The sequence below is a fragment of the Achromobacter sp. 46006 genome (genome assembly GCF_059761975.1).
The window spans coordinates 1-22994 of the sequence record NZ_JCBANN010000078.1 but is presented as its reverse complement, the minus strand read 5'-3'; the positions used below and the strand labels follow the sequence as shown (position 1 = coordinate 22994).

Annotated in this window: 21 protein-coding genes; 8 read left to right on the top strand and 13 right to left on the bottom strand. The window is 63.4% G+C overall.

All coding sequences use genetic code 11. The annotated features are described in order from the left end of the window. Positions 1-74 precede the first annotated feature (74 nt). The 13 genes from AC6LKG_RS24115 to AC6LKG_RS24055 all read right to left on the bottom strand — a co-directional run bounded on the left by AC6LKG_RS24115 (position 75) and on the right by AC6LKG_RS24055 (position 15284). On the bottom strand, positions 75-857 hold the full coding sequence (locus AC6LKG_RS24115; protein WP_498169011.1) for a cephalosporin hydroxylase family protein: 783 nt from the start codon (positions 855-857) through the stop codon (positions 75-77). Positions 858-864: 7 nt separating this feature from the next. Beyond that, entirely contained in the window at positions 865-1563 is a 699-nt protein-coding gene (locus AC6LKG_RS24110) for a metallophosphoesterase family protein (protein ID WP_498169008.1), read from the bottom strand. After that, positions 1544-2578 carry an ATP-grasp domain-containing protein gene (locus AC6LKG_RS24105; RefSeq protein ID WP_498169005.1) on the bottom strand — a complete coding sequence of 345 codons (1035 nt, stop codon included), beginning with the start codon at positions 2576-2578 and terminating at the stop codon, positions 1544-1546. The genes AC6LKG_RS24110 and AC6LKG_RS24105 overlap by 20 nt, the downstream gene beginning before the upstream one ends. Beyond that, positions 2575-3297, bottom strand: a complete 723-nt coding sequence (locus AC6LKG_RS24100) for a class I SAM-dependent methyltransferase (RefSeq protein WP_498169002.1) — start codon at positions 3295-3297, stop codon at positions 2575-2577. The genes AC6LKG_RS24105 and AC6LKG_RS24100 overlap by 4 nt, the downstream gene beginning before the upstream one ends. A 2-nt stretch (positions 3298-3299) precedes the next feature. Further along, a complete protein-coding gene (locus AC6LKG_RS24095; protein WP_498169000.1) occupies positions 3300-4055 on the bottom strand; it encodes a WbqC family protein in 756 nt (251 codons plus the stop codon). Next, entirely contained in the window at positions 4048-5169 is a 1122-nt protein-coding gene (locus tag AC6LKG_RS24090) for a DegT/DnrJ/EryC1/StrS family aminotransferase (protein ID WP_316314072.1), read from the bottom strand. Before AC6LKG_RS24090 ends, AC6LKG_RS24095 begins: the two co-directional genes overlap by 8 nt. Then, positions 5166-6389, bottom strand: a complete 1224-nt coding sequence (locus AC6LKG_RS24085; protein ID WP_498168998.1) for a methyltransferase domain-containing protein — start codon at positions 6387-6389, stop codon at positions 5166-5168. Before AC6LKG_RS24085 ends, AC6LKG_RS24090 begins: the two co-directional genes overlap by 4 nt. Continuing rightward, entirely contained in the window at positions 6386-6937 is a 552-nt protein-coding gene (locus tag AC6LKG_RS24080) for a dTDP-4-dehydrorhamnose 3,5-epimerase family protein (RefSeq protein WP_498168995.1), read from the bottom strand. The genes AC6LKG_RS24085 and AC6LKG_RS24080 overlap by 4 nt, the downstream gene beginning before the upstream one ends. Beyond that, complete coding sequence (gene rfbG, locus AC6LKG_RS24075) at positions 6934-8022, bottom strand: CDP-glucose 4,6-dehydratase (protein ID WP_108913980.1); 1089 nt, start codon at positions 8020-8022, stop codon at positions 6934-6936. The genes AC6LKG_RS24080 and rfbG overlap by 4 nt, the downstream gene beginning before the upstream one ends. Further along, positions 8013-8786: a glucose-1-phosphate cytidylyltransferase gene (rfbF, locus tag AC6LKG_RS24070; protein WP_070540226.1), complete on the bottom strand. Its 774-nt coding sequence runs from the start codon at positions 8784-8786 to the stop codon at positions 8013-8015. The genes rfbG and rfbF overlap by 10 nt, the downstream gene beginning before the upstream one ends. Next, positions 8783-12118 (bottom strand): O-linked N-acetylglucosamine transferase family protein, encoded by a 3336-nt coding sequence (locus AC6LKG_RS24065; RefSeq protein WP_498168992.1) that lies wholly within the window; start codon positions 12116-12118, stop codon positions 8783-8785. Before AC6LKG_RS24065 ends, rfbF begins: the two co-directional genes overlap by 4 nt. A 324-nt stretch (positions 12119-12442) precedes the next feature. After that, positions 12443-14143 (bottom strand): flagellin N-terminal helical domain-containing protein, encoded by a 1701-nt coding sequence (locus AC6LKG_RS24060; protein ID WP_498168991.1) that lies wholly within the window; start codon positions 14141-14143, stop codon positions 12443-12445. 379 nt (positions 14144-14522) lie between these two features. Next, positions 14523-15284, bottom strand: a complete 762-nt coding sequence (locus AC6LKG_RS24055) for an RNA polymerase sigma factor FliA (RefSeq protein WP_045953118.1) — start codon at positions 15282-15284, stop codon at positions 14523-14525. A gap of 429 nt (positions 15285-15713) precedes the next feature. Here AC6LKG_RS24055 and flhD point away from each other — a divergent pair, with 429 nt between their 5' ends. The 8 genes from flhD to AC6LKG_RS24015 all read left to right on the top strand — a co-directional run. Further along, entirely contained in the window at positions 15714-16037 is a 324-nt protein-coding gene (gene flhD / locus AC6LKG_RS24050) for a flagellar transcriptional regulator FlhD (RefSeq protein ID WP_498168988.1), read from the top strand. Positions 16038-16069: 32 nt separating this feature from the next. Continuing rightward, the gene (gene flhC / locus AC6LKG_RS24045) at positions 16070-16651 is read left to right on the top strand and encodes a flagellar transcriptional regulator FlhC (protein WP_498168986.1); all 582 of its coding nucleotides are present in this window, start codon (positions 16070-16072) and stop codon (positions 16649-16651) included. 117 nt (positions 16652-16768) lie between these two features. Beyond that, the gene (gene motA / locus AC6LKG_RS24040; RefSeq protein WP_498168983.1) at positions 16769-17638 is read left to right on the top strand and encodes a flagellar motor stator protein MotA; all 870 of its coding nucleotides are present in this window, start codon (positions 16769-16771) and stop codon (positions 17636-17638) included. Positions 17639-17649: 11 nt separating this feature from the next. Further along, on the top strand, positions 17650-18639 hold the full coding sequence (gene motB, locus AC6LKG_RS24035) for a flagellar motor protein MotB (protein ID WP_498168980.1): 990 nt from the start codon (positions 17650-17652) through the stop codon (positions 18637-18639). Between the two features lie 2 nt (positions 18640-18641). Then, the gene (locus tag AC6LKG_RS24030; protein WP_498168978.1) at positions 18642-19022 is read left to right on the top strand and encodes a response regulator; all 381 of its coding nucleotides are present in this window, start codon (positions 18642-18644) and stop codon (positions 19020-19022) included. A gap of 29 nt (positions 19023-19051) precedes the next feature. Further along, a complete protein-coding gene (cheA, locus tag AC6LKG_RS24025; protein WP_498168975.1) occupies positions 19052-21196 on the top strand; it encodes a chemotaxis protein CheA in 2145 nt (714 codons plus the stop codon). 15 nt (positions 21197-21211) lie between these two features. Beyond that, positions 21212-21712: a chemotaxis protein CheW gene (gene cheW, locus AC6LKG_RS24020; RefSeq protein WP_006387513.1), complete on the top strand. Its 501-nt coding sequence runs from the start codon at positions 21212-21214 to the stop codon at positions 21710-21712. A 138-nt stretch (positions 21713-21850) separates the two neighbouring features. Continuing rightward, on the top strand, positions 21851-22994 hold a 1144-nt coding region (locus AC6LKG_RS24015), incomplete at its 3' end, for a Tar ligand binding domain-containing protein (RefSeq protein WP_498168974.1).

The following is a 22994-nucleotide window of genomic DNA, read 5'->3' as shown; positions in this document are numbered from 1 at the left end:
CACTTAACAATTGAATAAGACACAAGACCGGATCCTGGCGCTTCGGCGCTTTGGACCGGATCCCGCCGCGCCGGTTAGCGGATGCGTTTCAGGAAACCGTCCTGGGCCACCGTGATCTGGAGCTTGTGTTGCAATGACAAGTCCTGCTCGAACTCGGGATGTCGCGGGAGCCAGGCGTGGACCGCTGTCTTCGGGCTGTTGCCGCGGCCCCACGGGCGATGCGCGCACAGTTCGGCCGGCATGTCTTCGATCAATGTGTCGAAGACCACGCAGTAGCTGCCGACCGAGGTCATCGGAGCGTACGCCTCCAGTTCGGCGAGCACGTGATCGTGGGTATGGTTGGAATCCAGGCACACCAGCACGCGCTTGGCGTCGCCGGCCGCTTGGCGTACCTGGTCGATGACGTCCGGAGCAATGCTGGATCCCTGGATCATCGTAATCAAATGACTCAGGGGGTGGATTTCGATTTCTTTGCGGTTATGGGCGCGGATATCGATATCCACGCCGATGACGCGCCGGTTCGAGGTTCTGGGAAGGAGCGGCGTGCCGTTGACCTGGGCGTCGCAGTAATCGAGCAATGCGAGCATGGAGGCGCTCAGGATCAGTGAACCGCCGTGCGCGATGCCGGTTTCGATGATGACATCCGGGCGGGTGGCCCATATCAGTTCCTGCATCGCATGGATATCCTGGGGATATTGGATGATGGGCCGGCCCAACCATTGAAAGTTGTACGTGTAGGCGCCGACCGTGCCTGCCTTGATCATCCATGCGAGGGTGTCGGCGGCCAGCGTCGGATCCCGCCCCAGCCGCTGGATGTTTGCCTGTACTTCGCTGTTGAACTGCTTGATTGCGTCCATGGTGTGTCTACTCTGAGGTATGGATGATGTTGACGCGATCGACCCTGCCGCCGATTTGCGCGCCCTTGTAGAGGTTTTCGTAGCAGAAGGGCTCGAACCCCGCGGCCTTCATGGCCAGGGCGGTCCGATCGATGTCGTACGCCACGCGGCGCAGCCGAATTTGGTCGTCCACGAGAATGGCATAGGCTGCCCTGCTGTCTCCGTCCCGAGGCTGGCCGACGGACCCTGGATTGCAATATCGCTGAGGACCGAAGTCGGCCAGCACCTGTACATGGGTGTGCCCCGAGAAAAGCAGCCGCACATCCGCCGGAATCTTGTCGCGGCTGATCGTGTAGAGATACTGATCGCGCGGGTCTTCGGGCCCGCCGTGCACGAACAGGCAGTCATCCTGGCGGATGAACGGGTGGGATGCCTTCAGCCAGTCCACCTGTTCATTGCTGAGCGCGGATTTCTGGAAATTGATGATCTCGGCGACCACCCGTGAGCGCGGGCAGTTTTCATCCAGGGTGATGTAGCTGTCGTGATTGCCCAGCACGTTGGGTGCCCGCAGTTCGCGCAGCAGGTCGATGCAGGCGCCGGGTTCGGCGTAATACCCAGCCACGTCGCCCAGTGAAATATAGCGCGTGCAGCCTTGGGCCTTGGCGTCCGCGAGGACCGCCTGCAATGCCGGAAGGTTTCCGTGAATGTCAGAGAGGATGGCCAGCATGGGTCACGAAATCCTCGGTGTAGCGCCAGGCCTTGCCGGGGCGGATGCGGGGAGCGCCGGGCTCCCGGTCCATCAGGTACAGTTCGATCGCCATTTCCGCCTCGTTGAAACCGAATGCCGTCCGCAACGAGTTGCTGCTGGAAAAGCGCGGATTGATTTCCAGCAGGAAGGCGGTGTCGTTTTCCACCCTGAACTGGAAATTGGTCGGACCCCACGGTTTGAAGTACTTGCACAGCCTGTCGAGGGCCGCCTGGATGACGGGATGCTCATTTACCACCTCGGCGACCAGCGTATTGCCGGCGGTCGACAGGCGCCGCCGGAATATCAGGGGGCCCAGCCATCGACCGCCGCCGAGCCCGAAAACGCCAACCGTGTACTCCTCCTGGGCGCTACCGACGATGCGTTGCAACATCCAGGCGGATTCGGCCTTGTGCTGCCAGTAGGCGAAGTCGGTTTCGTCTTCAAGCACGTGGATGCCTCGCGAGCCGTTGCCCTGCCGCGGCTTGAGCAGCAACGGCGGCGGGCCGAGGCGTTCGACGGCGTCGAACCAGGAGGTCGGGCGCGCCGAAGGAATCGACGGATAGCCGAAGGCGTCCAATTCGAGGCCGAAATCCCACTTGTCGCTGGTTTTTGCGATGAGGTCGGCGGTATTCAGCGCCAGCCGCACGCCCAGGTTCCTGAACAACTCCCGGTGCCGGTCGAAAAAGGCCACATCGATTTCCAGGCCGGGCAGGATCAATCGGATGCCATGGGCATGGACGATATGGGTCCAGTAATCCAGATAGGCCTGGCTGTCTTCCGGCGCATCGGGCTTCTGTTCGAACGTGTCGCAAAACCGGGGGCCGGGCGAGTCGGCGCTGCGGTCGATACCGATGATGCGCACCGGATACTTGCATTGCCGCAGGCTCTTGACGATGCCTTGGCCGATGATCGCGCCCACGCCGGTGACGGCGACTGCCCACGGGCCTTGCGATCCGGCCGCCACGCCAGTGCCCTGATCCGCAAGCGGGTTCATTGCAGTTCCAGTTCCATGAGCAGCGCGACGGACAGATCGGGAAAATCGATGCCCACCCGCAACATCGCCTGCAGGTTCGCCTCGAAGTCGTCCATGGTCTTGAGCACGGCCAGCGGCAGCGGCTTCAGGTAGATGCCTTCCTCGTGCGTGATACGGTAGCCCGCTAGGCGCACGGCGGCGGTCAACGTATCGCGGCAATACTGTCGCACGTGTCCCAGCGCTATGTCGTTGGCGTTGAGGCTGTAGATGTCGTCGATCAACCCGAGTTCCAGCCCGAGGCGGCGATTCAGGGATTTCGCATTCGGCACGGCCACATACATTTTCCCGCCAGGCTTCAGAAAGCGCCGGTAGCGGCTCAGGATGAGGTCGGGGTCTTCCACGTGTTCAAGGATGAAGCCCATGACGATGACATCGAATCGTTCGTCCGAGGTGTAGTCCTCAAAATAGGTCTCGATGATCTCGCCGGAAAAATCGGGCGTGTTCTGGCGAAACTGCTCGATCACCACGCTGCTGCCATCAAGGATGACGTGACGGTTGCTCGCCTGTGCGAATATCCGTGATGTATAGCCGTGGCCCAAGCCCAATTCCAGCAGTGAATCGGCATGCTTGAAGCGGTCGATGATCCTGCGTGGGTACCAGTTCAGTACCAGGTTGTTTTCGATTTCGGTCGCGCCGTTGGGGCGGTACTCCGAAGAGACGGCGTTCAGGTCGGGTTTCATGTTCAGGTCGTGGCCGGCGCCGGCGTGGAGAGGAACTCGCGCCAGGCGAGGGGTTGGCCGCCGATATCCGCGATACCCTCGGGACCGCGATTCGCGATCAGATCCAAGGCACTGACATAGGGTGTGAATTCGCCATGCAGCTGGGGATAAGGCGGGGTGCCGTACTTGATGTACGACACCGCGATACCGCGGGCTTCGAAAGCCTGGTGGTCGAGATAATGGCGCGCGCCGTGGCCTGTCAGGTAATGATCAGCCCGCAGGGCAAGGCACAGGTCGATCACCCGTTGCGTGCTTGCGCCGGGGATGCCGAGCGTCGAGGAAACCGTGAAGGGCTTGCGTGCGCCAAGCTGCGGGAAATAGCGGACCAGGGCGTCCATCGACGCCTGCGCCAGGTCGGCAAGGGTTTGATGTGGCGTCGAAAACACCTGGTCCACCACGCTGAGCATCTCCGACCGGAATGGCGCGCCGTCGTAGGCCTGCTTTAATTGGTCGACGTGGCTGCGCCGCCAATCGAACCGGTCGTCGATCCGGACTTCATTGATCAGCTGTCCGAGTTTCTGGTCGGCCAGTGGCACCGTCAGCCAGCGAATGCCGTTCCGGGTCTTGATCTGCACGCGATTGGAAAAACCGCCGCGAGAAAACTGAACGTCGTCGTAATAGACAAAATGGTCGGCGAGCCGGATCTGTTCGAGCATTCCCACCCAAGGGAAATACATGGGCTGCGAAATGACCAGGCAGTAGGTCCGGCTGTCAGCCATGGACGGGTTCCCCCAATAGCCGTCGGATCGTCCCGATGACGCGATCCAGGTCCGAGTCGGTCATGTCGTGATAGCTCGGCAGGTTGATCGCGCGCTGCGGGATATCGTAGGCGTTGACGTTCCGTGGGCAGGCCTCGAACATCGGCAGGCTCGACAGGGGATGGAAGAACACGCGCGCATCGATACCTTCCGGATTGAGCGCGGCCTGCAGGCGTTCGCGAGTAATCCCGAGCGCGCGGTCAAACACCACGGTCGGCATCCAATAGCCATTGCGCGTCCCTTTCGCTTCGGGATTCAGCACGACGCCCGCGATGCCGCTCAAGGCGTCGCGATAGGATTTGAATATCCGACGCTTGCCGGCGATCAGTTCGTCGATGCGCTGGAGCTGAGCGCAACCGATTGCCGCCTGGATGTTCGACATCTTGTATTTGAAGCCAAGCAGATCGGGCCAGAATTGCTTGGTCTGTTTGGCATGGCGCCCATGGTTGGACAAGGTGGCGGCCGTTTCGTACAGCGTGGGATCGCTGGTGACCAACATCCCGCCTTCGCCGGTTGTCAGGGTCTTGGTGCCATGGAAGGAGAATGCGCCGAACACGCCCATGCTGCCGGCACGCTTGCCATGGTAGGACGAGCCGATGGCCTCAGCTGCGTCCTCGATAACGGGGATGCCATGACGCTCGCCAATGGCCAGCAGCCGGTCCATGTCGCACAAGTTGCCGTACAGGTGGACCGCTAGGATCGCCTTGGTGCGCGGCGTGATCGCCGCTTCGGCCTGTTCCGGATCGATGCACCATGAGTCGGGCAGGATGTCGACGAAGACCGGCCTGGCGCCGAGGTGCACGACCGGCGCGGCGCTGGCGATCCAGTTCGTGTCGGCCATGATGACCTCGTCGCCCGGGCCGATTCCCAGGGCGGCCATGCCGATATGCAAGGCGCCCGTGCAACTGGAGGTTGCGATGGCGTGGCCCGAGCCGATGTGGTGGCGGAAGCCCTGCTCGAAACGCCCCAGGTATTCGTAACAGCGTGCGCCCCAGCCATGGCGAGCGGCGTCCGTGGCGAATTCGACCTCGAGGTCGGTTATCGACGGCTTGGTGTAGTGGATCCGTGCGCTCATCGTATTTCCAGGGTGGGAACGGCCGTGACGAACTTTCCACCCCAATCCCGGACGTGTTGGTTCTGCTGCATCACTTCCTCGATGATGTTCCACGGGAACACCACCACGTAGTCGGGTCGGGACTCTTTCAGTTTTTCCGGGGCATGGATCGGAATGCGGCTGCCCGGCAGGTACTTGCCCTGCTTGTAGGGGGCGGCGTCGCACACCAGCGGCAGCAGGTCCGGTTTGACGCCGGCATAGTTCAGCAATGTGTTGCCCTTGGCGGCGGCGCCGTAGGCGGCGACGGTCTTGCCGGCGCGCCGCTGCCGGATCAGGAAGTCGACGAAGCCGTTCTTTATCTCATCCACCCGCGCCTGGAAGGCCTGGTAGACCGACGGCGACTGCAGACCGGCGTCACGCTCGGCCCGCAGAACACGCTCGACCGCGGGGCTGTCGGCGCGGCCATCGTCAGCGTGGCAGCCATAGATGCGAAGGCTGCCGCCATGGGTCGACAGTTCCTCGACGTCGGTGACGCGCAGGCCGCAACTGGCGAAGATGCGGCTTACTGCGTACAGCGACAGGTACGAGAAATGCTCGTGGTAGATGGTGTCGAACTGGACATGGGCCAGCAGGCGCAGCAAGTGCGGGAACTCCAGCGTGATCGTGCCGCCACTGTTCAACAGCGCTTTCATGCCGCGCGTGAAGTCATTGATGTCCGGCACGTGCGCATAGACGTTGTTGCCGATGATCAGGTCGGCCGCCTTGCCCTGTGCATGTAACTGGCGGCCCAGCGGTTCGTTGAAGAACTCCTGCAGCACTGGGATGCCAAGCGCCTGCGCGGCGTCGGCGGTGCTGCCGGTGGGCTCGACCCCCAGGCAAGGGATGCCGGACGCCACGAAGTTCCTGAGTAGGTAGCCATCGTTGGAGGCCAGCTCCACCACCAGGCTTTTGCCGTTCAGGCGAAACCGTTCGGTGGCCATTTCGCTGTAGCGCCGGGCATGCTCCAGCCAGCTTGCCGAGGTGGATGAGAAGTAGGCGTAGTCCTGCGTGAACAGCGCGTCGGCCTCGGTGTAGTCCTCGGTCTGCGCCAGCCAGCAGGCGTCACAGACGCGCACCTTCAAGGGGTAGAAAGCCTCTGGGCGGGACAGGCTTGCCTCGGAAAGATAGGCGTTCGAGGGCGGCGCCGCGCCCAGGTCGACGAGCGTCAGCCGCAAGGGGGTTGCGCAATGACGGCATTTCATACTTGGATTCCTGCGAAATCATCGGACAGCGGGGCGTGGGCCTGGTCCCGGGAGGAAAGATCGGTGGCGGCCAGCGGCCAGCGGATGCCCAGCCTGGGATCATCGTGGCGTACTCCGGCTTCGGCCGACGGCGTGTAGCACGCCGTATGCAGGTAGAGCAATTCGCTATTGGCCTCAAGTACCTGGAAGCCATGCGCGCAGCCTTCCGGAATCACCAGCATGCGAGCGGATTCCGCGTCCAGTTCTTGCGCATGCCAATGCAGGAAGGTCGGCGAGCCCGCGCGCAGGTCCACGACCACGTCCCAGACCCGCCCGCGAATACAGCGCACCAGCTTCATTTCAGCGTGCGGCGGGCGCTGGAAGTGCATGCCGCGCACGGCGCCCGCATGCAGGGTCCGCGACTGGTTTATCTGCACGATCTGGCGCGGCCCGATCACGGCACTGAGCGCGTCGGCGCAAAAGAGGCGGGTGAATGCGCCGCGCTTGTCCTGGTGGGGGCGCGTCTCGACGACGACGGCGCCCGCGATGGGGGTGGGGCGTACGTTCATCCTTGCACCCATGCGCTGCCGGCGGCAGCTGCCTGTGCTACATACTGGCGCAGTTGCTCCCGCGTCAGAGATTGGCCGGTTTGGTGATGATGGCGGTACCAGTTCGCCGTCATCGCGACGGCATCATGCAGCGGAAGGACCGGCCGCCAACCCAGGACGTTATGCGCCTTGGCGCAGTCGAGCAGCAGCAGGGTGGCTTCGTGCAAGGCTTCGGCGGGTGGCCGTGCATTCCATTTCAGTTCAGGCCAATGGCCGTTCAACATGCCTAGCAGTTCGGCGACGCTGCGGTTGTCCTGCGACGTGGGCCCGAAGTTCCAGCTGTCCGCGAACATCGCGTTGCCCGCCAGCAGTTGCTGGCCGAGCATCAGGTAGCCGGCCAGGCAGTCGAGTACGTGCTGCCACGGCCGCGTTGACGCCGGCGAGCGGATCTCCAGCGGCTTTTCCTGGCGAATCGCCCGGACCAGATCCGGTACCAGGCGATCCTGCGCCCAGTCGCCCCCGCCAATGACATTGCCAGCGCGCGCCGAGGCCACCAGCACGGAGGGAGCCGTTTGCCAGAATGACTTGCGATAGCTCTGCACCAGGATTTCGCAGGCCGCCTTGGAGGCGCTGTACGGATCATGCCCACCCAGCGTGTCGTTCTCGCGGTAGCCCCAATGCCATTCCCGGTTGGCGTAGACCTTGTCGGTGGTGACGATGACCACGGCGCGCACGCTGGGCGCGCGGCGGCACGCCTCCAGCACGTTGGCCGTGCCCATGACGTTGGTGGACCAGCTGTCCAGCGGCGCGCCATAAGATTGCCGCACCAGTGTCTGGGCGGCAAGGTGGAAGACGATCTCGGGCCGGGCCTGCGCGATCGCGTCGGCCACGGTGCCGGGGTGGCGTATGTCGCCGCGCAAGTCGGCCGCGCAGTTGCCCAGCTGTGTCCAGTGATTGGGCTCGTCGAGCTGTGCCAGGGACAGGCCGGTCACCTGCGCGCCCAATTGGGCCAGCCAGGCGGCCAGCCAGCTTCCCTTGAAGCCGGTATGGCCGGTGAGCAGTACCTGGGTGCCCTCATAGGCTCCGCGGAATTGCCTTACGCCCATTTCTTCCATGGCGGATTTCCCTGCGCCCACAAGGCTTCCAGTTGGTTCTTGTCGCGCAGCGTATCCATGGGTTGCCAGAACCCCAGGTGCTCGTAGGCCTGCAGCTCGCCATTGCGGCTGAGGGTTTCCAGTGGCACCGCTTCCCAAGGCATATCATCACTCTGAATCAGCGACAGCACGCTCGGCGACAGTACGAAAAAGCCGCCATTGATGAGGCCGCCATCGCCGCGCGGCTTTTCGGTGAAACCGGTTACCATGTCACCCTCGCGCCGCAACGCACCGTAGCGTCCGGGCGGCTGCACCGCGGTCACCGTGGCCGCCTTGCCATGTCGGCGATGGAAGGCGATCAGCGCGCTGATATCGACGTCCGACACGCCATCACCGTAGGTGAAGCAGAAGGCCTCTTCTTGCTTTACGTAATCCGCTACGCGCTTGAGGCGTCCGCCGGTCATGGTGTTTTCGCCGGTGTCCACCAGCGTCACCCGCCAGGGCTCGGCCTTGCGCTGGTGCACTTCCATGCGGTTGTCGGCCATGTCGAAGGTCACGTCGGACATATGCAGGAAGTAATTGGCGAAATACTCCTTGATCATGTAGCCCTTGTAGCCGCAGCAGATCACGAAGTCGTTCACGCCGTGGACCGAATAGGACTTCATGATGTGCCACAGGATCGGGCGGCCACCGATTTCGATCATCGGCTTGGGGCGTGCCTGCGTCTCTTCCGAGATACGAGTGCCCAGTCCGCCCGCGAGGATGACGGCCTTCATGCTTGTTCCTCACACCATCGGCTGTACATTTTCTTCAGTCCCATTTCGAATTCCCGCGTGAAACCGGCTTCGTCCATCAAGACGCTGTCGCGTGCCGCCTGGCGCAGGCCCCGGCGGATATCGGCCAGCGCCGGCAGGTCACTGGCCAGTGCGATTGCCTTTTCCACGTACTCTTCCTCGGTGGCGCAGATCAGGTGGGCAAGGCCGACTGATTTCAGGATGGAGCCACCCAGCCGGCCCACGCTGGGCCTGTCCGCAAGCGACACATAGGGCACTCCCATGTAGATGGACTCCATCAGGGTCGTGCCGGAATTGTGGGGGAAGCAGTCCAGGCCGATATCGATCTGCCGCAAGATATCCCAGGGAGGGCTGTGGAACCCGATCGACAGCCGGTTGCGGCCGACGCCCCTGGCTTCGAACTCGGCGACCAAGGCTTCGCACATCGCCGCATCCTGGTAGCTGCCGCTGTCAACCACCAAGCGGGCATGGGGTAGCCGTCGCAGGATGGCGGCCCAGGTGCGGATCGTCCGTTCGTTGATGCGGATGGCGCGCGAGAGGGTGCCGAAAGTGATGAAATCCGTGGACAGGGCGGGAAGCTCGCTGACCTCTCCCATGGTGGCGATGGGCCGATAGGCGCCCGCAGTCGACAAGCGCCAGACCTTCTCGGAAAACAGCGTGTCGCTGCCGGCTGGCGCCATGGTTTCGTCCATCACGATGTAGTCGATCGCCGATAGGCCGGTGGTGTAGCCGTAGCCCATCCAGGTCAGCGATACGGGCGCCGGCTTGCGGGCGAAGGCGCCCAGCCGATTGCCCTGGGTGTGTCCCGCCAGGTCAATGAGGATGTCTATTCCGTCGTCGCGGATCTGTTCCGCCAGCTCGGCGTCGGTCAACCCCGCCGTGGGCGTCCAATGATCGAAGTATGTCTTGAAGCGTTCGGTCACCTCGTCCTCGACCAACAGCTCGGCGTAGGCGGTCAGTTCGAATGCCTGTCGGTCATGATGGGCGAAGACCAGTTCGACGAAGTTGTTGCCGGAGTGCTTCCTGAAATCAGGCGAAACATAGCCGATCTTCAGCTTGCGGTCGGCATGCCTGGGATTGGCATGCGGCTGCCATTTGTTGCGCAAGGGCTGGAACAGCTGGCGGTCGCATTCCTGGTAGGCCTGGAACACCTCTTCGGCCGTGCGTTCGTGCGAGTAGTTCAGGGCGAACAACAGGTTGTTGCGAACAATGGCGTCCGTCGGGAATATCGCGACGGCTTCGCGGGCTGCTTGTTCGGCCAGGGACACCTCGCCCGCATCGATGTAGGCTTTGCAGAGGTTGATGCGGGCTTTGCGTTGTTTGGGATCGAGGGCGATGGCAGTCAGGTTGCTGGCCTGGGCTTCCTTGTGGCGTCGCTCGGCAGCCAGGGCATCCGCCAGGATGGCGTGCGCCTCGGCATTCCGAGGGCCCAGCTCGACGGCACGGCGGCCAACCGCGATCGCTTCGGAGGTGCGGCCCAGTTGCGCCAGTATGGCGGCCAACACGATATGGCTTTGGGAATCCGCGGGCGCCAGGTCCAGCATGGTCAAGGCGGGTTGCAGGGCTTCGGGACTGCGGAACGTGCTGAACAGGGAAACGGCCAGGGCTTCCCAGGCGTCCCAGAAACGGGGCGCCACCTTTGTCAGCTGGCGCGCCAGGGGCTCCGCTTCGGCGTAGGCCCTTTGCACCATCAGCTCGTGCATGCGCTTGACCTGCGGCGCGATGCTCGGTGCCGGATTGGGCTGGTGTCCGCTTGCCGACAATACGCGCGCATTCAGGTTCAAGCAGGCCAAGGCGCTGACATACAGGCCCGTCAGCGGCATGTAGCTTTTCCCTGCCGCCTTCAGCGTGCGGCCCAGCAAGTCGGCCCAGGCTTTGGCATCGCCCTGCGCCAGCGCATAGCGCTTGAGCAATGCCAGCGTTTCGCCCACTTCCGACGGTTCGGCTGGCGAGCCACCCGCGGCGGTTTCGCCTGGCAGCCGGCCGGCCGCCAAGTCGTTCAGGATTGCGGTCTGAGCCGGCGAAGGGAGGTAATTGGTCGGTTCATGCCACAGATTGAAGCGGGGCAACGCGGCCTCGTCCGCCGTTGGCGGTTCAAGGAGAAACGCCAACGGACGCACCGGCATGCCCGTTTCGGGCTCGTAGGGGCCGCGATCGAGGCAGTAATGCGCCAGATCGTTTTCCATCAACGTCTGAAGCACGCGATCCAGCGTCTTTCTGGTCGCGGCGTCGTCGCTCTGGTTCTTGTGTAGCAGGACAGCCAGCAGGGTGCTGTACGGTATCGAGCCGGGCCAGGCGTGGGCCAGGGTCTCGACCACGGTGACCACGTCGGCGTCTTGCGTGATCAGGGCGCGGCCCAGGTGGTTGATATGGACGGTGCCCTGTTCCCGGCCGTTCGGAGCCAGTCGGATCATGCCCGCGGCAAAGCGCAGGTCGCGCAGGCGGGCCAGGTCGGGTTTGGCCAGCACTTCGCCGGCGCGCTCCTGGGGCAGCCAAAGGGATTGGCGAAAGGCCCGGCCCGTGGCGAAGTCGAGGTACTGCTGGCGGACGGTGCTCGGCTGCCCCATGGCCAGCAGGCTGTGGTTGAGCGAGACACCCTGGCCGAATGTCAGGGGGATCTCGCTGAGCGGTTGCGCATCGCCCAGATACGCCAGGCCGGCCTGCGCCGCCACGCCCGCGAGTTCAACGAAATAGCAGGGATTGCAGGCCAGTGGATCGGCGCCGTCCGAGGTGTCGCCCCGGGCTAGGGCGCGCTCGAATCTGGCGGCGGCCGCCGCCAGGGTGGCGCCATGCGGATTGGCTGCCGCCATGCCTTCCTTGAACAGCGACAGTGCCGCTATGGCGCCCTGGCGCAGCTCGACATCGTTCTGCGCGGCATGGCCGTGCAGCAGGATGGCGTCGCGCACGACTTCGAGCGATTTGGCGCCAGGATACACGTGGCTGTCCAGGTACAGGATACCGCGCGGCGACAGCAACTGGCCGCATGCCTGCAGCAGCGCCTGCCCGGCCTCGGGGGGGAGGTAACTATAAAGACCCGTGACGATGACGTAGTCGAACAGGCCGAGCTGCGTACCGATGTCGGCGGCCTGGCCGACGTACAACGTCAGGTTGGTTGCCCCCAAGCGTTGCGCCGCCGTAGTGCCTTGGGCGACCAGCGTCTCGGACACATCGATGCCGACGGCCTGCGCCTCGGGATAGGCCAATGCGAACGGGAACAGGCCGGCGCCATCGCCGCAACCGATCGCCAGCGCGCGGGCGCGCTCCAGGGGCACGGTCTCGATGCCGTAAAGATGGGCCGTGGCGCGCAGTCTCACGGGCGAATGACTGGGGGCCAGGCGGCCGGGGTCGGCGGCGGCTTGTCGGTAGTTATGGGCCGGATAAGACATGTGATTTGGAAGAGCGGGGGCGTGCCCGGAAGACTATTGCGGTAATTCTATGAATTCGGGCATGGTCTCATTCGGCGAATCAGCGTGCGAATTCCCCGCCAGTTTGGGTGAAACCGTGCATGCGCGGCGGCAATGAAAAAACCCGCCGAGAGGCGGGTTTTTGGAGGCGTCGGCCAGGCGCAACGGCCTCTGGCCGACCAGCCGGACGGGGAAATCGGGATTTCCCCGCCCGGCCGTACTGCTTGCCGTGAATTAACGCAGCAGCGACAGCACGGTTTGCGGCACTTGGTTGGCTTGCGCCAGAACCGAGGTGCCAGCCTGTTGCAGGATCTGGGCCTTGGACATGTTCGACACTTCCGTCGCGTAGTCGGCGTCTTGAATGCGCGAACGGGCGTTGGACAGGTTGTTGACCACGTTGTTCAGGTTGGCGATCGTCGATTCCAGACGGTTCTGCACGGCACCCAGTTCACCGGTCAGCTTGTCCAGCTTGGTGAAGGCGGCGTCCAGCGTCTTGAGCGGGTCGGCGGTCAGCGTGCCCTTGCTGGTGTCTTCCGTGGTCAGCTTGCCCGAGCTGTTGACCTTGGCTTCGGCGCCGATCTTGGGAGCGTAGTCGCCCGTGCCCGTGCCGCTCTTGACCGTGACCTTGCCCGTGTTGGGGTCAACCAGGTAGTTGGTGGTGTAGGTCTGGATCGAGGTGAACGTGCCCTTGTCGTCGACGTACGTGTTGGTCGAGTTACCGGCGTTGAAGGCGACCGTCGCGCTGGTGATGCCCGAACCCAGCGTGATCGTCACGTCGCCGGCGGTGGTGTTGGCCTTGACGTCGGCCAGCAGCGCGTCGGAAGCGATGGTGTTGGTGAATTGCAGCTGGTCTGCGCCACCCGCACCGCCAACGTTGGAGTACGTCTTGCCGCCGATGGCGACCGACGAGGTGCCGGCGGCGCCGGTGTTCTGGGCAGCAGCCGTCATGACGCCACGGATGGTGGCGGCGGTGCCACCAGCGCTGTTGGTGGTCAGGTTGCCGTCGGTATCCAGGAAGGCAGCTTGGCCGCCGATGGTGACCTTGCCGGTCGCATCCACTTCGAACGACGTCGCAGCGGCGCCGTTGCTGTGGGTGTAAGTGCCGGTGGCGGTGCCGGTGGCCGGGCGCAGCTTGTCAGCCAGGGCGTTGACGGCGGCGGCGTCCGAGGCCGACTTGTCGGTGAACGTGAAGTTCTTGTTGGCGGCGTCGTACGTGTAGGTCGTGCCGGTAGCGGCCGTGCCCACGGTGACCTTGTTGCCGTTTTCCAGCTTGCCGAACACTTGGTCGGCGGTGGCGGCGGCGTGCGTGGTCGTCACTTGCCATTCGTTGGCGGCGACGGTCGCGCCACCAGCGGCTTGCAGGTCGGACACGGTGGCCGAACGGTTCTGGGTCACGCCCGAGCCGTTGACGTTGAAGCCGTCCAGACCCAGCGTCTTGACGCTGATTTCCGACAGGTTCAGGGTGATGGTTTCGCCGTCGTTGGCGCCGACTTGCAGCGTCAGGGGCTTGGCGTTGGCCGACAGGACCTTCACGCCGTTGAAGTCGGTCTGTTGCGAGATGCGGTCGATGTCGTCAAGGCGTTGCTTGATTTCGTCTTGCATCGAGTTCAGCTGCTCTTGCGAGTAGCTGCCGTTGCCGGCTTGCACCGACAGTTCGCGAACGCGCTGCAGGTGGGTGTTGATTTCGGAGGCGGCGCCTTCCGTCGTCTGGGCCAGCGAGATGCCGTCGTTGGCGTTACGAGCGGCTTGGGTCAGACCCTTCACGTTGGCGGTGAAGCGGTTGGCAATGGCCATACCGGCGGCGTCGTCCTTGGCGCTGTTGATGCGCAGGCCCGACGACAGGCGTTCGATGGCGGTACCCAGGGAAGATTGCGACTTGTTCAGGTTGTTCTGAGCAACCAGCGACAAGTAGTTGGTGTTGATAACTGCAGCCATGTTTAGGCTCCCAAGAGAGAAAGGCTTCTTCAAACCGGGCAGCGGGGCCGCCCATCGTTGTAACGGGAAGAATTCGGGTTCTTGCGTCTGCGAATTTCTCCGTTGCCAGGATTACGGCAGGCCAAAAACAATCTTTAGGAGTTTTTTTGAGTATTTGTTTTTTTTGAGCGCATTCGGGAGGACTGGCCGACTTCCCTGGAGGCGGGGCGGGGTGCCTTGCCCGGCGGAACCGCCTGACGGCGAGTGTCGCGCCCTGGGGCGGATGCGCTTGCCGTCTCTGTCAAGGAGTGGCCGGCGGGGTAGGGCGATCCGGCCTGGCTGGCGCCGTACCTGGTCGGGCGTGGCGCACCGGCCCGAAAAAGGGGCGGGCCGTCGCGCTTCAGATGATCTGCGCGATCTGCCCTTCCTGGGGCAGGTCCTGCCAGGCCTGTTCGCGCAGCTTGGCGCGGATGCGGGCGGTGGCCTGCGAGCGCAGCTGGCAGACGCGGGCCTCGGTCACGTTCATGATCGCGCCGATTTCCTTCAGGTTCAGGCCTTGCTCGTAGCACAGCGACAACAACAGTTTCTCGCGGTCGGGCAGCGAGTCGATGGCGTGGATCAGCGCCTGGCGGAAATCACCGGCCAGCAGGGAATCGAGCGGATTGCCGCTGGCCGCGCCGTGGTTCAGCGTGGCGGTCCAGTCGGTCTGGCCGGAGCCCGAGCCCGTATCGGGTTCGGTCGCGAAATCCTCGTAGTGGACGATCTGCACACCCTGCGCGTCGTGCAGAAGCGTCTGATATTCGTTCAGCGGGATCTCCATCTGCTGGGCGATCTCGGCTTCCGTGGGCGCGCGCATCAGTCGCTGTTCCAGCGACTGGATGGCCTGTTCGATCTTGCGCGCCTTGGCGCGCACGCTGCGCGGCAGCCAGTCCTGGCCACGCAGCTCGTCGAGCATGGCGCCGCGGATGCGGGTGGTGGCGTAGGTCTCGAACTGCGCGTCGGCGGTTTCCTGGTAACGCCGCACGGCGTCCAGCAGTCCGATCATGCCGGCCTGGATCAGGTCGTCGAGCTCGACGCTGGCCGGCAGCCGGGCGAGCAATTGCAGGGCCAGCTTCCGCACTAGCGGGGCATATTCGACCAAGCTGTCATCTGCGTGGGGCATTGCGGAAATGTCGGGCGGTGTCCATCGTGACGCATTGTCGGTTGTTGTCAATTTGCGACATTGTCGACAAACGCGCGGCTACGCTAAGGCTAGCAAGATTTTGTTATCGGCGAGGTGCCATTGTCGGCAAAAGACGGCATTTCATTCGCTAAAGCACGCAATGTTTTGAATGCCTATTTGCCAAATTGACGTACATTTGTCAGAAATTCATATGTCAATCTGTATCTAAAGTCTCGCGTTGTGCAATATCAACAAAGATTTGTCATATAAGTCATAGAAAATGACATGACCTGTGGTAAATTTTACTTAAATTGCGAACAAATGATACATTTCGCATTAAAACAGGATGCAGCGGGCAGGGCGCAACATTGTTGCGAATGCTCTTGGTTATCAAGCCCCTTCGGTGGGATAGGGAATAGGGAGTCGGGCGTGCAACAAGCCGAAAATTCTTTGCTGGCAGATATTCGTGAAGTGAATCTGTCTTATTTACTTCTCGCCCAGCGCATGCTGCGCGATGACTATGCGGCATCGATGTTCCGCCTGGGATTCAGCAACGAGGTTGCCGATATCCTGATGCGTCTTTCCCCGGCCCAACTGGTGAAGCTGGCCAGTTCCAGTTCGCTCCTGTGCCGCTTCCGTTTCGACGATTACAGCCTGCTGTCGGCGCTGACGCACGATGTGCTCGGTGGTGCGCTGCAGCAAGCGCATGCAACGATTCTGCTGGCCAAGCAACCTGTTGAAGAGCTGGCCTGACGGCCGCTCGACTCCCACTTCGGACACGTGTAATGGCCACCAAGAGCGTTTCGCAGGAAGCGGATGACATCCTGCTAGCCAGCTCCATGATCACCCTGGGGGCGCGGTTGCAGGTGCTGGAGGCTGAAACCAGTCTCAGCCACGACCGCCTGGCGCGTCTGTACCGCGAGATCCGCGGCTGCTCGCCACCGAAGGGCATGCTGCCTTTTTCGGTCGACTGGTTCATGACCTGGCTGCCGAACATACACTCCTCGCTGTTCTACAACGTGTATTCGTTCCTCAATGCGCGCACCAGCAGCAAGGGTATCCGCGCCATCATCGACGCCTATCGGCTGTACCTCGAGAACGCGGGTGTCGACAACGCCGAATCCACCGAACCCGTCCTGAGCTTCACCCGCGCCTGGATGCTGGTGCGGTTCTTCGACAGCGGCATGCTGCAACTTTCCGCATGCCGCCAGTGTGGCGGGCATTTCATCGCCCATGCGCATGACCCGCAGTCGGATTTCGTGTGCGCGATCTGCCGTCCGCCTCCCCGCGCCGGCAAGACCCGCGCCGCCGCCAAGGCGCGTGCGGGCACCCGCTCCGCGCCAGCCGTAGACGCCGCCCGTTCCTGAGCGGTGCGTCCAAATACATCAAAAGCCCTGGAAAACTCCCCGTAACCCGCCTTTTTGGGACGGGGGGAACAGGGGATCATTGACGCCGGTTTTAGACTTCGTTGGCAGGGGCCTGATGTGTTGATTGTTATCGGTTTTCTCGTGGTGATCGTGTCGGTCGTCGGCAGCTTCGTGGCGCTCGGCGGCCATCTGGGCGCGCTTTACCAGCCGTTCGAGCTGACGCTGATCTTCGGCGCGGCCTTCGGCGCATTCCTGGCCGGCAACAGCAAGAAGTCGCTGATGCTGGTCAAGAAGGCACTGCCTGACACGCTGAAAAGCTCGCGCTATGGCAAGGACGTGTACATGGAGCTCATGGCGCTCCTGTACGTGCTGCTGAACAAGGCGCGCCGCGAGGGCCTGATGGCCATCGAATCGCACATCGAGGACCCGGCCTCCAGCCCGATCTTCAGCGAGTACCCGCGCATTGCCAAAGACGAAAAGCTCATGGAGTTCATCACGGACTACCTGCGCATCATGATCAGCGGCAACATGAGCTCGTTCGAGATCGAAACGCTGATGGACGAGGAAATCGAAACCTACCGCCACGAACGCGAAGTGCCCGCGAGCATGATCCGGCAAATGGCCGACGGCCTGCCGGCATTCGGCATCGTGGCCGCGGTGCTGGGCGTGATCAAGGCGCTGGCCGCCGTCGACCAGCCTCCGGCCATCCTGGGCGACCTGATCTCCAAGGCCATGGTCGGCACTTTCCTGGGGATTCTGCTGGCCTACGGCTTCGTCGGCCCCCTGGCCTCGCGCATCGAGCGGCGCACGGACGAGGCGATGAAGGTGCTGGAGTGCATCAAGACCACGCTGCTGGCCAGCATGAACGGCTATCCGCCGCAGTTGGCGGTGGAATTCGGCCGCAAGGTGCTGTATTCGTCGGTCCGCCCGACGTTCGGTGAGCTGGAAGAGCACGTCCGGCAGACCAAGTCCACCGCCAAGGCCTGACGGAGCAGGCCATGAGCACGGTAAATAACCACCGTGTGGTGATCCGCCGCAAGAAGGTCCATGGCGGCGGGCACCACGGCGGCAGCTGGAAGATCGCCTACGCCGACTTCATCACGGCGATGATGGCTTTCTTCCTGGTGATGTGGCTGATCAGCATCGTGCCGCGCGAGGAACTGAAGGGCATTGCAGAGTATTTCCGCATGCCCCTGCGCGTGGCCCTGACCGGTGGCCCCAGCAGTTCGGCCGAGACCAGCGCGGTTCCCGGCGGCGGGCGCGACCCCCTGCGCAGCGACGGCGACGAGCGGCGCGGCCAGGGCAACCGGGTAGAGGCCCAGCCCATGGGCGACGCCGAGCGCCGCGACCAGCACCGCCTGGAAAACCTCAAGCGGCGGCTGGAGAACATCATCGAGAACAGCCCGGTGCTCAAGAACTTCCGGCCGCAACTGTTGATCGACATGACCACCGAGGGGCTGCGGATCCAGATCATCGACAACCAGAATCGACCCATGTTCGCCACCGGGCGCGCCGAAGTGCAGCCCTATATGCGCGACATCCTGCGGGAATTGGGGCCGGTTCTGAACGAACTGCCCAACAAGGTCAGCATTTCGGGGCATACCGATGCATCGCAGTACGCTCGCGGCGAACGCGCCTACAGCAACTGGGAGCTCTCGGCCGACCGTGCCAACGCCTCGCGCCAGGAATTGGTGGCCGGCGGCATGAACGAAAGCAAGGTCATGCGCATCCAGGGCCTGTCTTCTAGCATGAGCCTGGTTAAAGATGATCCGTATGCGGCCGTTAATAGGCGTATCAGCCTAGTGGTGCTCAACCAGAGCACCCAGCGGCGCATCGAAAGCGAGAACGCCGCCGCTGCGGACGTCAGCGCCAAGGATGCCCGCGAGGTTGGAACGGCCGTGGAGGCGGCGAATGCCGCCGCCCAGGCCACGACGGCAACCAAGCATGGCGACGCGGTGGCAACGCCGCCCGCTGAAGGGGCTCGATAGCAATGGCGGCAACGATTCTGGTGGCGGACGATTCAGCGACGATGAGAATGATCGTCCAGGCGACGCTGACGGGCGCGGGATGGAAGGTTTTGACGGCCGGCAACGGCCAGGAAGCGCTGGAGGTGGCCAGGAGCCATCCGGTGGACCTGGTGGTGAGCGACTGGAACATGCCCGTTATGGGCGGGCTGCAACTGATCCAGGGCCTGCGCGAACAGGAGCAGTACCTGGATGTGCCGGTACTGGTGCTGACCACCGAGGATGATGTGGACAGCAAGATGGCCGCCCGGGATCTCGGCGTATGCGGCTGGCTTTCGAAGCCGGTCGACCCCGATGTCCTGGTGGAATTGGCGTCCGAGTTGCTCGGTGAGCAGCCCGGCGCGTAGGCAAGTTCATTTATGAAGGCGTACGGGTCATGAGTTCTGGATTGGACCTCAGTCAGTTTTACGAGACCTTTTTCGACGAGGCGGACGAGCTGCTCGCGCAAATGGAGCAGTTGCTGCTCGAGCTCGACGTGGGTGCGCCCGACATCGAGCAGCTCAATGCCATTTTCCGCGCGGCCCACTCGATCAAGGGCGGCGCCGCGACGTTCGGATGTTTCAACCAGTTGGCGGGCACCACGCATTTGCTCGAAAACCTTCTGGACGCTATCCGTCGTGGCGAAATGGCGCTGCGCACGGACATGATTGATATTTTCTTGGAAACGAAAGACGTGCTCAAAAGCCAACTGGATGCCTACCGGGCCTCCGAAGAGCCCGATGAAGCCGTGTTTGAACGCATCTGCGCGGTATTGAGGCAGCTCGCCCTGGAGCATAAGGATCCCGGTGCCCCGGCGCCGGCACCAGCCGCCGCGGCGCCGGTCTCGGCAGCGCCGTCCGCGCCCGCCGCTCCGGCGCCTGCGCCCGCTCCGGTGGCCGAGGTGACGCCGGTGGCCGAGGCCGCGCCGGCCGGCGCCGATGGCCTGCCGCTACGCGTGCGCATCACCAAGGTTTCCGACAAGGATGCCGAGTCGCTGCTGGAGGAAATGGGCAACCTGGGACAGGTCAAGGCCAGCGAACGCGCCAACGGCGTGTTGACCGTCTGGGTCGACAGTACCTGCACCCCGGACGACATCGAAGCCGTTTGCTGTTTCATCGTCGACGCTGATCAACTGAACATCGCGCGTGAGGCAGCGCCGGCGGGCTCGCCCGCCGCTGCCGAGCCCGCCGCGGCATCCGCGCCGGCGGTGGCCGTGCCCGAGGCCACGGCCGCCCCGGTCCCGACCCCGGCGGCCGAGCCCGCGGTAGCCGAGTCCGCGGCCGCCGCCGAAGCCATCTCGCAAGCGGCGCGCACCAGCCGCGCCGCCGCGCCGGCCCACGTCGACAAGGAATCCACCTCGATCCGGGTCGGCGTGGAAAAGGTCGATCAGGTCATCAACCTGGTGGGCGAACTGGTCATCACCCAGGCCATGCTGGCGCAAACCGCGTCGACGCTGGACCCGGTGCTGCACGACCGCCTGCTCAACGGCATGGAACAGCTCGAGCGCAATGCGCGCGACCTGCAGGAAGCCGTCATGTCGATCCGCATGATGCCGATGGACTACGTCTTCAGCCGCTTCCCGCGGCTGGTGCGCGACATTGCCGGCAAGATGGGCAAGCAGATCGAATTGCAGACGTACGGCCGCGCCACCGAGCTCGACAAGAGCCTGATCGAGCGCATCATCGATCCGCTCACGCATCTGGTGCGCAACAGCCTGGACCACGGCATCGAAACGCCCGAGAAGCGCATCGCCGCCGGCAAGGATCCTGTCGGCCAACTGGTGCTGTCGGCCCAGCACAATGGCGGCAACATCGTCATCGAAGTTAGCGACGACGGCGCCGGCCTGAACCGCGAAAAGATCCTCAAGAAGGCGATGGCCCAGGGCCTGCCGGTCAACGAGAACTCGCCGGACGACGAAATCTGGCAGTTGATCTTCGCGCCGGGTTTCTCCACGGCCGAGAAGGTCACCGACATCTCCGGCCGCGGCGTCGGCATGGACGTGGTGCGCCGCAACATCCAGGACATGGGCGGCCACGTGCAGTTATCGTGCGAGCCGGGTAACGGCACCACCACGCGCATCGTGCTGCCGCTGACGCTGGCCATCCTGGACGGCATGTCGGTGCGGGTGGGCGAGGAAACCTTCATCCTGCCACTGAACCACGTGACCGAATCGCTGCAGCCGACCAACGACCAGATCTACTCCGTGGCCGGCAACGAGCGCGTGATGCACGTGCGTGGCGAATACCTGCCGCTGGTGGAAATGCACCGCGTGTTCTCGGTCGGCGAGGCGCAGACCGACCCGACCCAGGCCATCGCGGTCATCATGCAGGCCGAGGACCGCCGCTTTGCACTATTGGTGGATCACCTGATCGGTCAGCACCAGGTGGTGGTCAAGAATCTCGAGTCGAATTACCGCAAGGTTCCCGGCATCTCCGCCGCCACCATCCTGGGCGATGGCAGCGTGGCGCTGATCGTCGACGTATTTGCGCTTGCGCGCGCCAACCGTGAGCGTTGGTCGCAGCCCGAAGCCATTCTGAATTGATGGAGAACTAGCCCCATGGCAGCCAAACCGCAAGCGCAAGCCGCGCGCAATGAAGATGTCGGCAACGAATTCCTGGTGTTCACGCTGGGCGATGAAGAATACGGCATCGACATCCTGAAGGTGCAGGAAATCCGCGGCTACGACGCCGATACCGTGACCCGCATCGCCAACGTCCCGCCGTTCATCAAGGGCGTGACCAACCTGCGCGGCATCATCGTGCCGATCGTCGACCTGCGCATCAAGTTCAACCTGGGCAGCGTCGAATACAACGAGCAGACCGTGGTCATCATCCTGAACCTCGATCGTCGCGTGGTCGGCATCGTGGTCGATGGCGTGTCGGACGTGCTGATGCTCAACGCCGGCCAGATCCGCCCGGCGCCGGAATTCGGCGCCACCCTGTCGACGGAATACCTGACGGGGCTGGGCACGGTCGACGAACGCATGCTGATCCTGGTCGACATCGAAAAGATGATGACCAGCGATGAAATGGCCCTGGTGGAGAAGGTCGCTTCCTGATCGGAAGGGCTGGACCCGGAGGGCGGCCGCCGAGGCAAGAGTGCGGTGGCCGGTACTTCGCAGGGAGATGGGCGCGCCATATTGTGGAATCGATATGGCGCTTTTCCTTAACGATTGCAGTCAGGAGTGGTGCTTGTGATGCGCAAGTTTTTCGCGAACATGACGATACGCAGCAGCCTGTTGTGGGTGCTGGCGTTCTTTTCATTCATGTTGGTGATCGGAGCGGCGCTGGGCGTACTGTCGTTGCGTATCAGCAACTCGACCCTGGCGGAGATCAAGCAATCGCAGGAACTGAACGATGCGCTCGGGCGCGTCGTCTCCAGCTACAAGGACACCCTGAACGGGCTGGGTCGCACCGCTTCGGCCAACTACGCCGACATTGTGCGCAACGTCGGCCAGCCCGCGCTGCTGACGCAGGGCCTGTCTGCCGAGGCCGTCGGCCTGCTCGAGCGCGCCAAGGCGGCCCAGAACAAGGGGCAGGCGGAATTCGAGTATTTCAAGACTCTGCCGCGTCCGGCCGAGGCGGCCGAATCGCTCAAGGAAGTCGAGGATGCCTATGGCACCCTGATCCAGCAGGGTGTGCTGCCGCTGACCGCCGCGCTCGAGAAGGCCGACATGCCGGCCCACCAGACGCAGGTGCAGAAGGTGCAGGACGCGCTCGAAGGACGTTTCGCGCGCGCCGTCGAAGGGTTCGATTTCTGGCGCGCCAGCAAGATGCTGGACGCCTTCGAGGTAGCCCAGGTGCGCTACCAGTTTGTCTTGATGGCGGTCGGCGCCGGTGGTGTGATCGCGGCGCTGCTGGTGTTCGGCACCTATGTCTTCCTGCGCCGCCGCGTGCTGCAGCCGCTCAAGGAGGCCGGTCACCATTTCGACCGCATCGCCAGCGGCGACCTGACCGCCCGTGTCGAGGTTCGCAATACCAATGAAATCGGCCAGTTGTTTGCGGCGCTCAAGCGCATGCAGGAAAGCCTGACACGCACCGTGGGGGCGGTGCGCCGCGGTGTCGATGAAATCAATACCGGCTCGCACGAGATCGCGGCCGGCAACACCGACCTGTCCAGCCGCACCGAGCAGCAGGCTGCCTCGCTGGAGGAAACTGCGGCATCGATGGAAGAGCTGGCTTCGACGGTCAAGCAGAATGCGGACAACGCGAGGCAGGCGAACCAGTTGGCGGCCAGCGCTTCGGACGTGGCCGAGCGCGGCGGTTCGGCGGTGGCCGAAGTGGTCAACACCATGCAGGGCATTTCGGCCAGTTCGCGCAAGATTTCCGAGATCGTGTCGG

Coding starts and splice junctions, on each gene's coding strand:
- rfbF (WP_070540226.1), bottom strand. CDS start 8,786: ATGAAGGCCGTCATCCTCGCGGGCGGACTGGGCACTCGTATCTCGGAA.
- AC6LKG_RS24060 (WP_498168991.1), bottom strand. CDS start 14,143: ATGGCTGCAGTTATCAACACCAACTACTTGTCGCTGGTTGCTCAGAAC.
- flhC (WP_498168986.1), top strand. CDS start 16,070: ATGGCCACCAAGAGCGTTTCGCAGGAAGCGGATGACATCCTGCTAGCC.
- AC6LKG_RS24085 (WP_498168998.1), bottom strand. CDS start 6,389: ATGAAATGCCGTCATTGCGCAACCCCCTTGCGGCTGACGCTCGTCGAC.
- cheA (WP_498168975.1), top strand. CDS start 19,052: ATGAGTTCTGGATTGGACCTCAGTCAGTTTTACGAGACCTTTTTCGAC.
- AC6LKG_RS24055 (WP_045953118.1), bottom strand. CDS start 15,284: ATGCCCCACGCAGATGACAGCTTGGTCGAATATGCCCCGCTAGTGCGG.
- AC6LKG_RS24080 (WP_498168995.1), bottom strand. CDS start 6,937: ATGAACGTACGCCCCACCCCCATCGCGGGCGCCGTCGTCGTCGAGACG.
- AC6LKG_RS24115 (WP_498169011.1), bottom strand. CDS start 857: ATGGACGCAATCAAGCAGTTCAACAGCGAAGTACAGGCAAACATCCAG.
- AC6LKG_RS24105 (WP_498169005.1), bottom strand. CDS start 2,578: ATGAACCCGCTTGCGGATCAGGGCACTGGCGTGGCGGCCGGATCGCAA.
- AC6LKG_RS24110 (WP_498169008.1), bottom strand. CDS start 1,563: ATGCTGGCCATCCTCTCTGACATTCACGGAAACCTTCCGGCATTGCAG.
- rfbG (WP_108913980.1), bottom strand. CDS start 8,022: ATGGGCGTAAGGCAATTCCGCGGAGCCTATGAGGGCACCCAGGTACTG.
- AC6LKG_RS24090 (WP_316314072.1), bottom strand. CDS start 5,169: ATGAGCGCACGGATCCACTACACCAAGCCGTCGATAACCGACCTCGAG.
- motB (WP_498168980.1), top strand. CDS start 17,650: ATGAGCACGGTAAATAACCACCGTGTGGTGATCCGCCGCAAGAAGGTC.
- cheW (WP_006387513.1), top strand. CDS start 21,212: ATGGCAGCCAAACCGCAAGCGCAAGCCGCGCGCAATGAAGATGTCGGC.
- AC6LKG_RS24030 (WP_498168978.1), top strand. CDS start 18,642: ATGGCGGCAACGATTCTGGTGGCGGACGATTCAGCGACGATGAGAATG.
- AC6LKG_RS24100 (WP_498169002.1), bottom strand. CDS start 3,297: ATGAAACCCGACCTGAACGCCGTCTCTTCGGAGTACCGCCCCAACGGC.
- AC6LKG_RS24095 (WP_498169000.1), bottom strand. CDS start 4,055: ATGGCTGACAGCCGGACCTACTGCCTGGTCATTTCGCAGCCCATGTAT.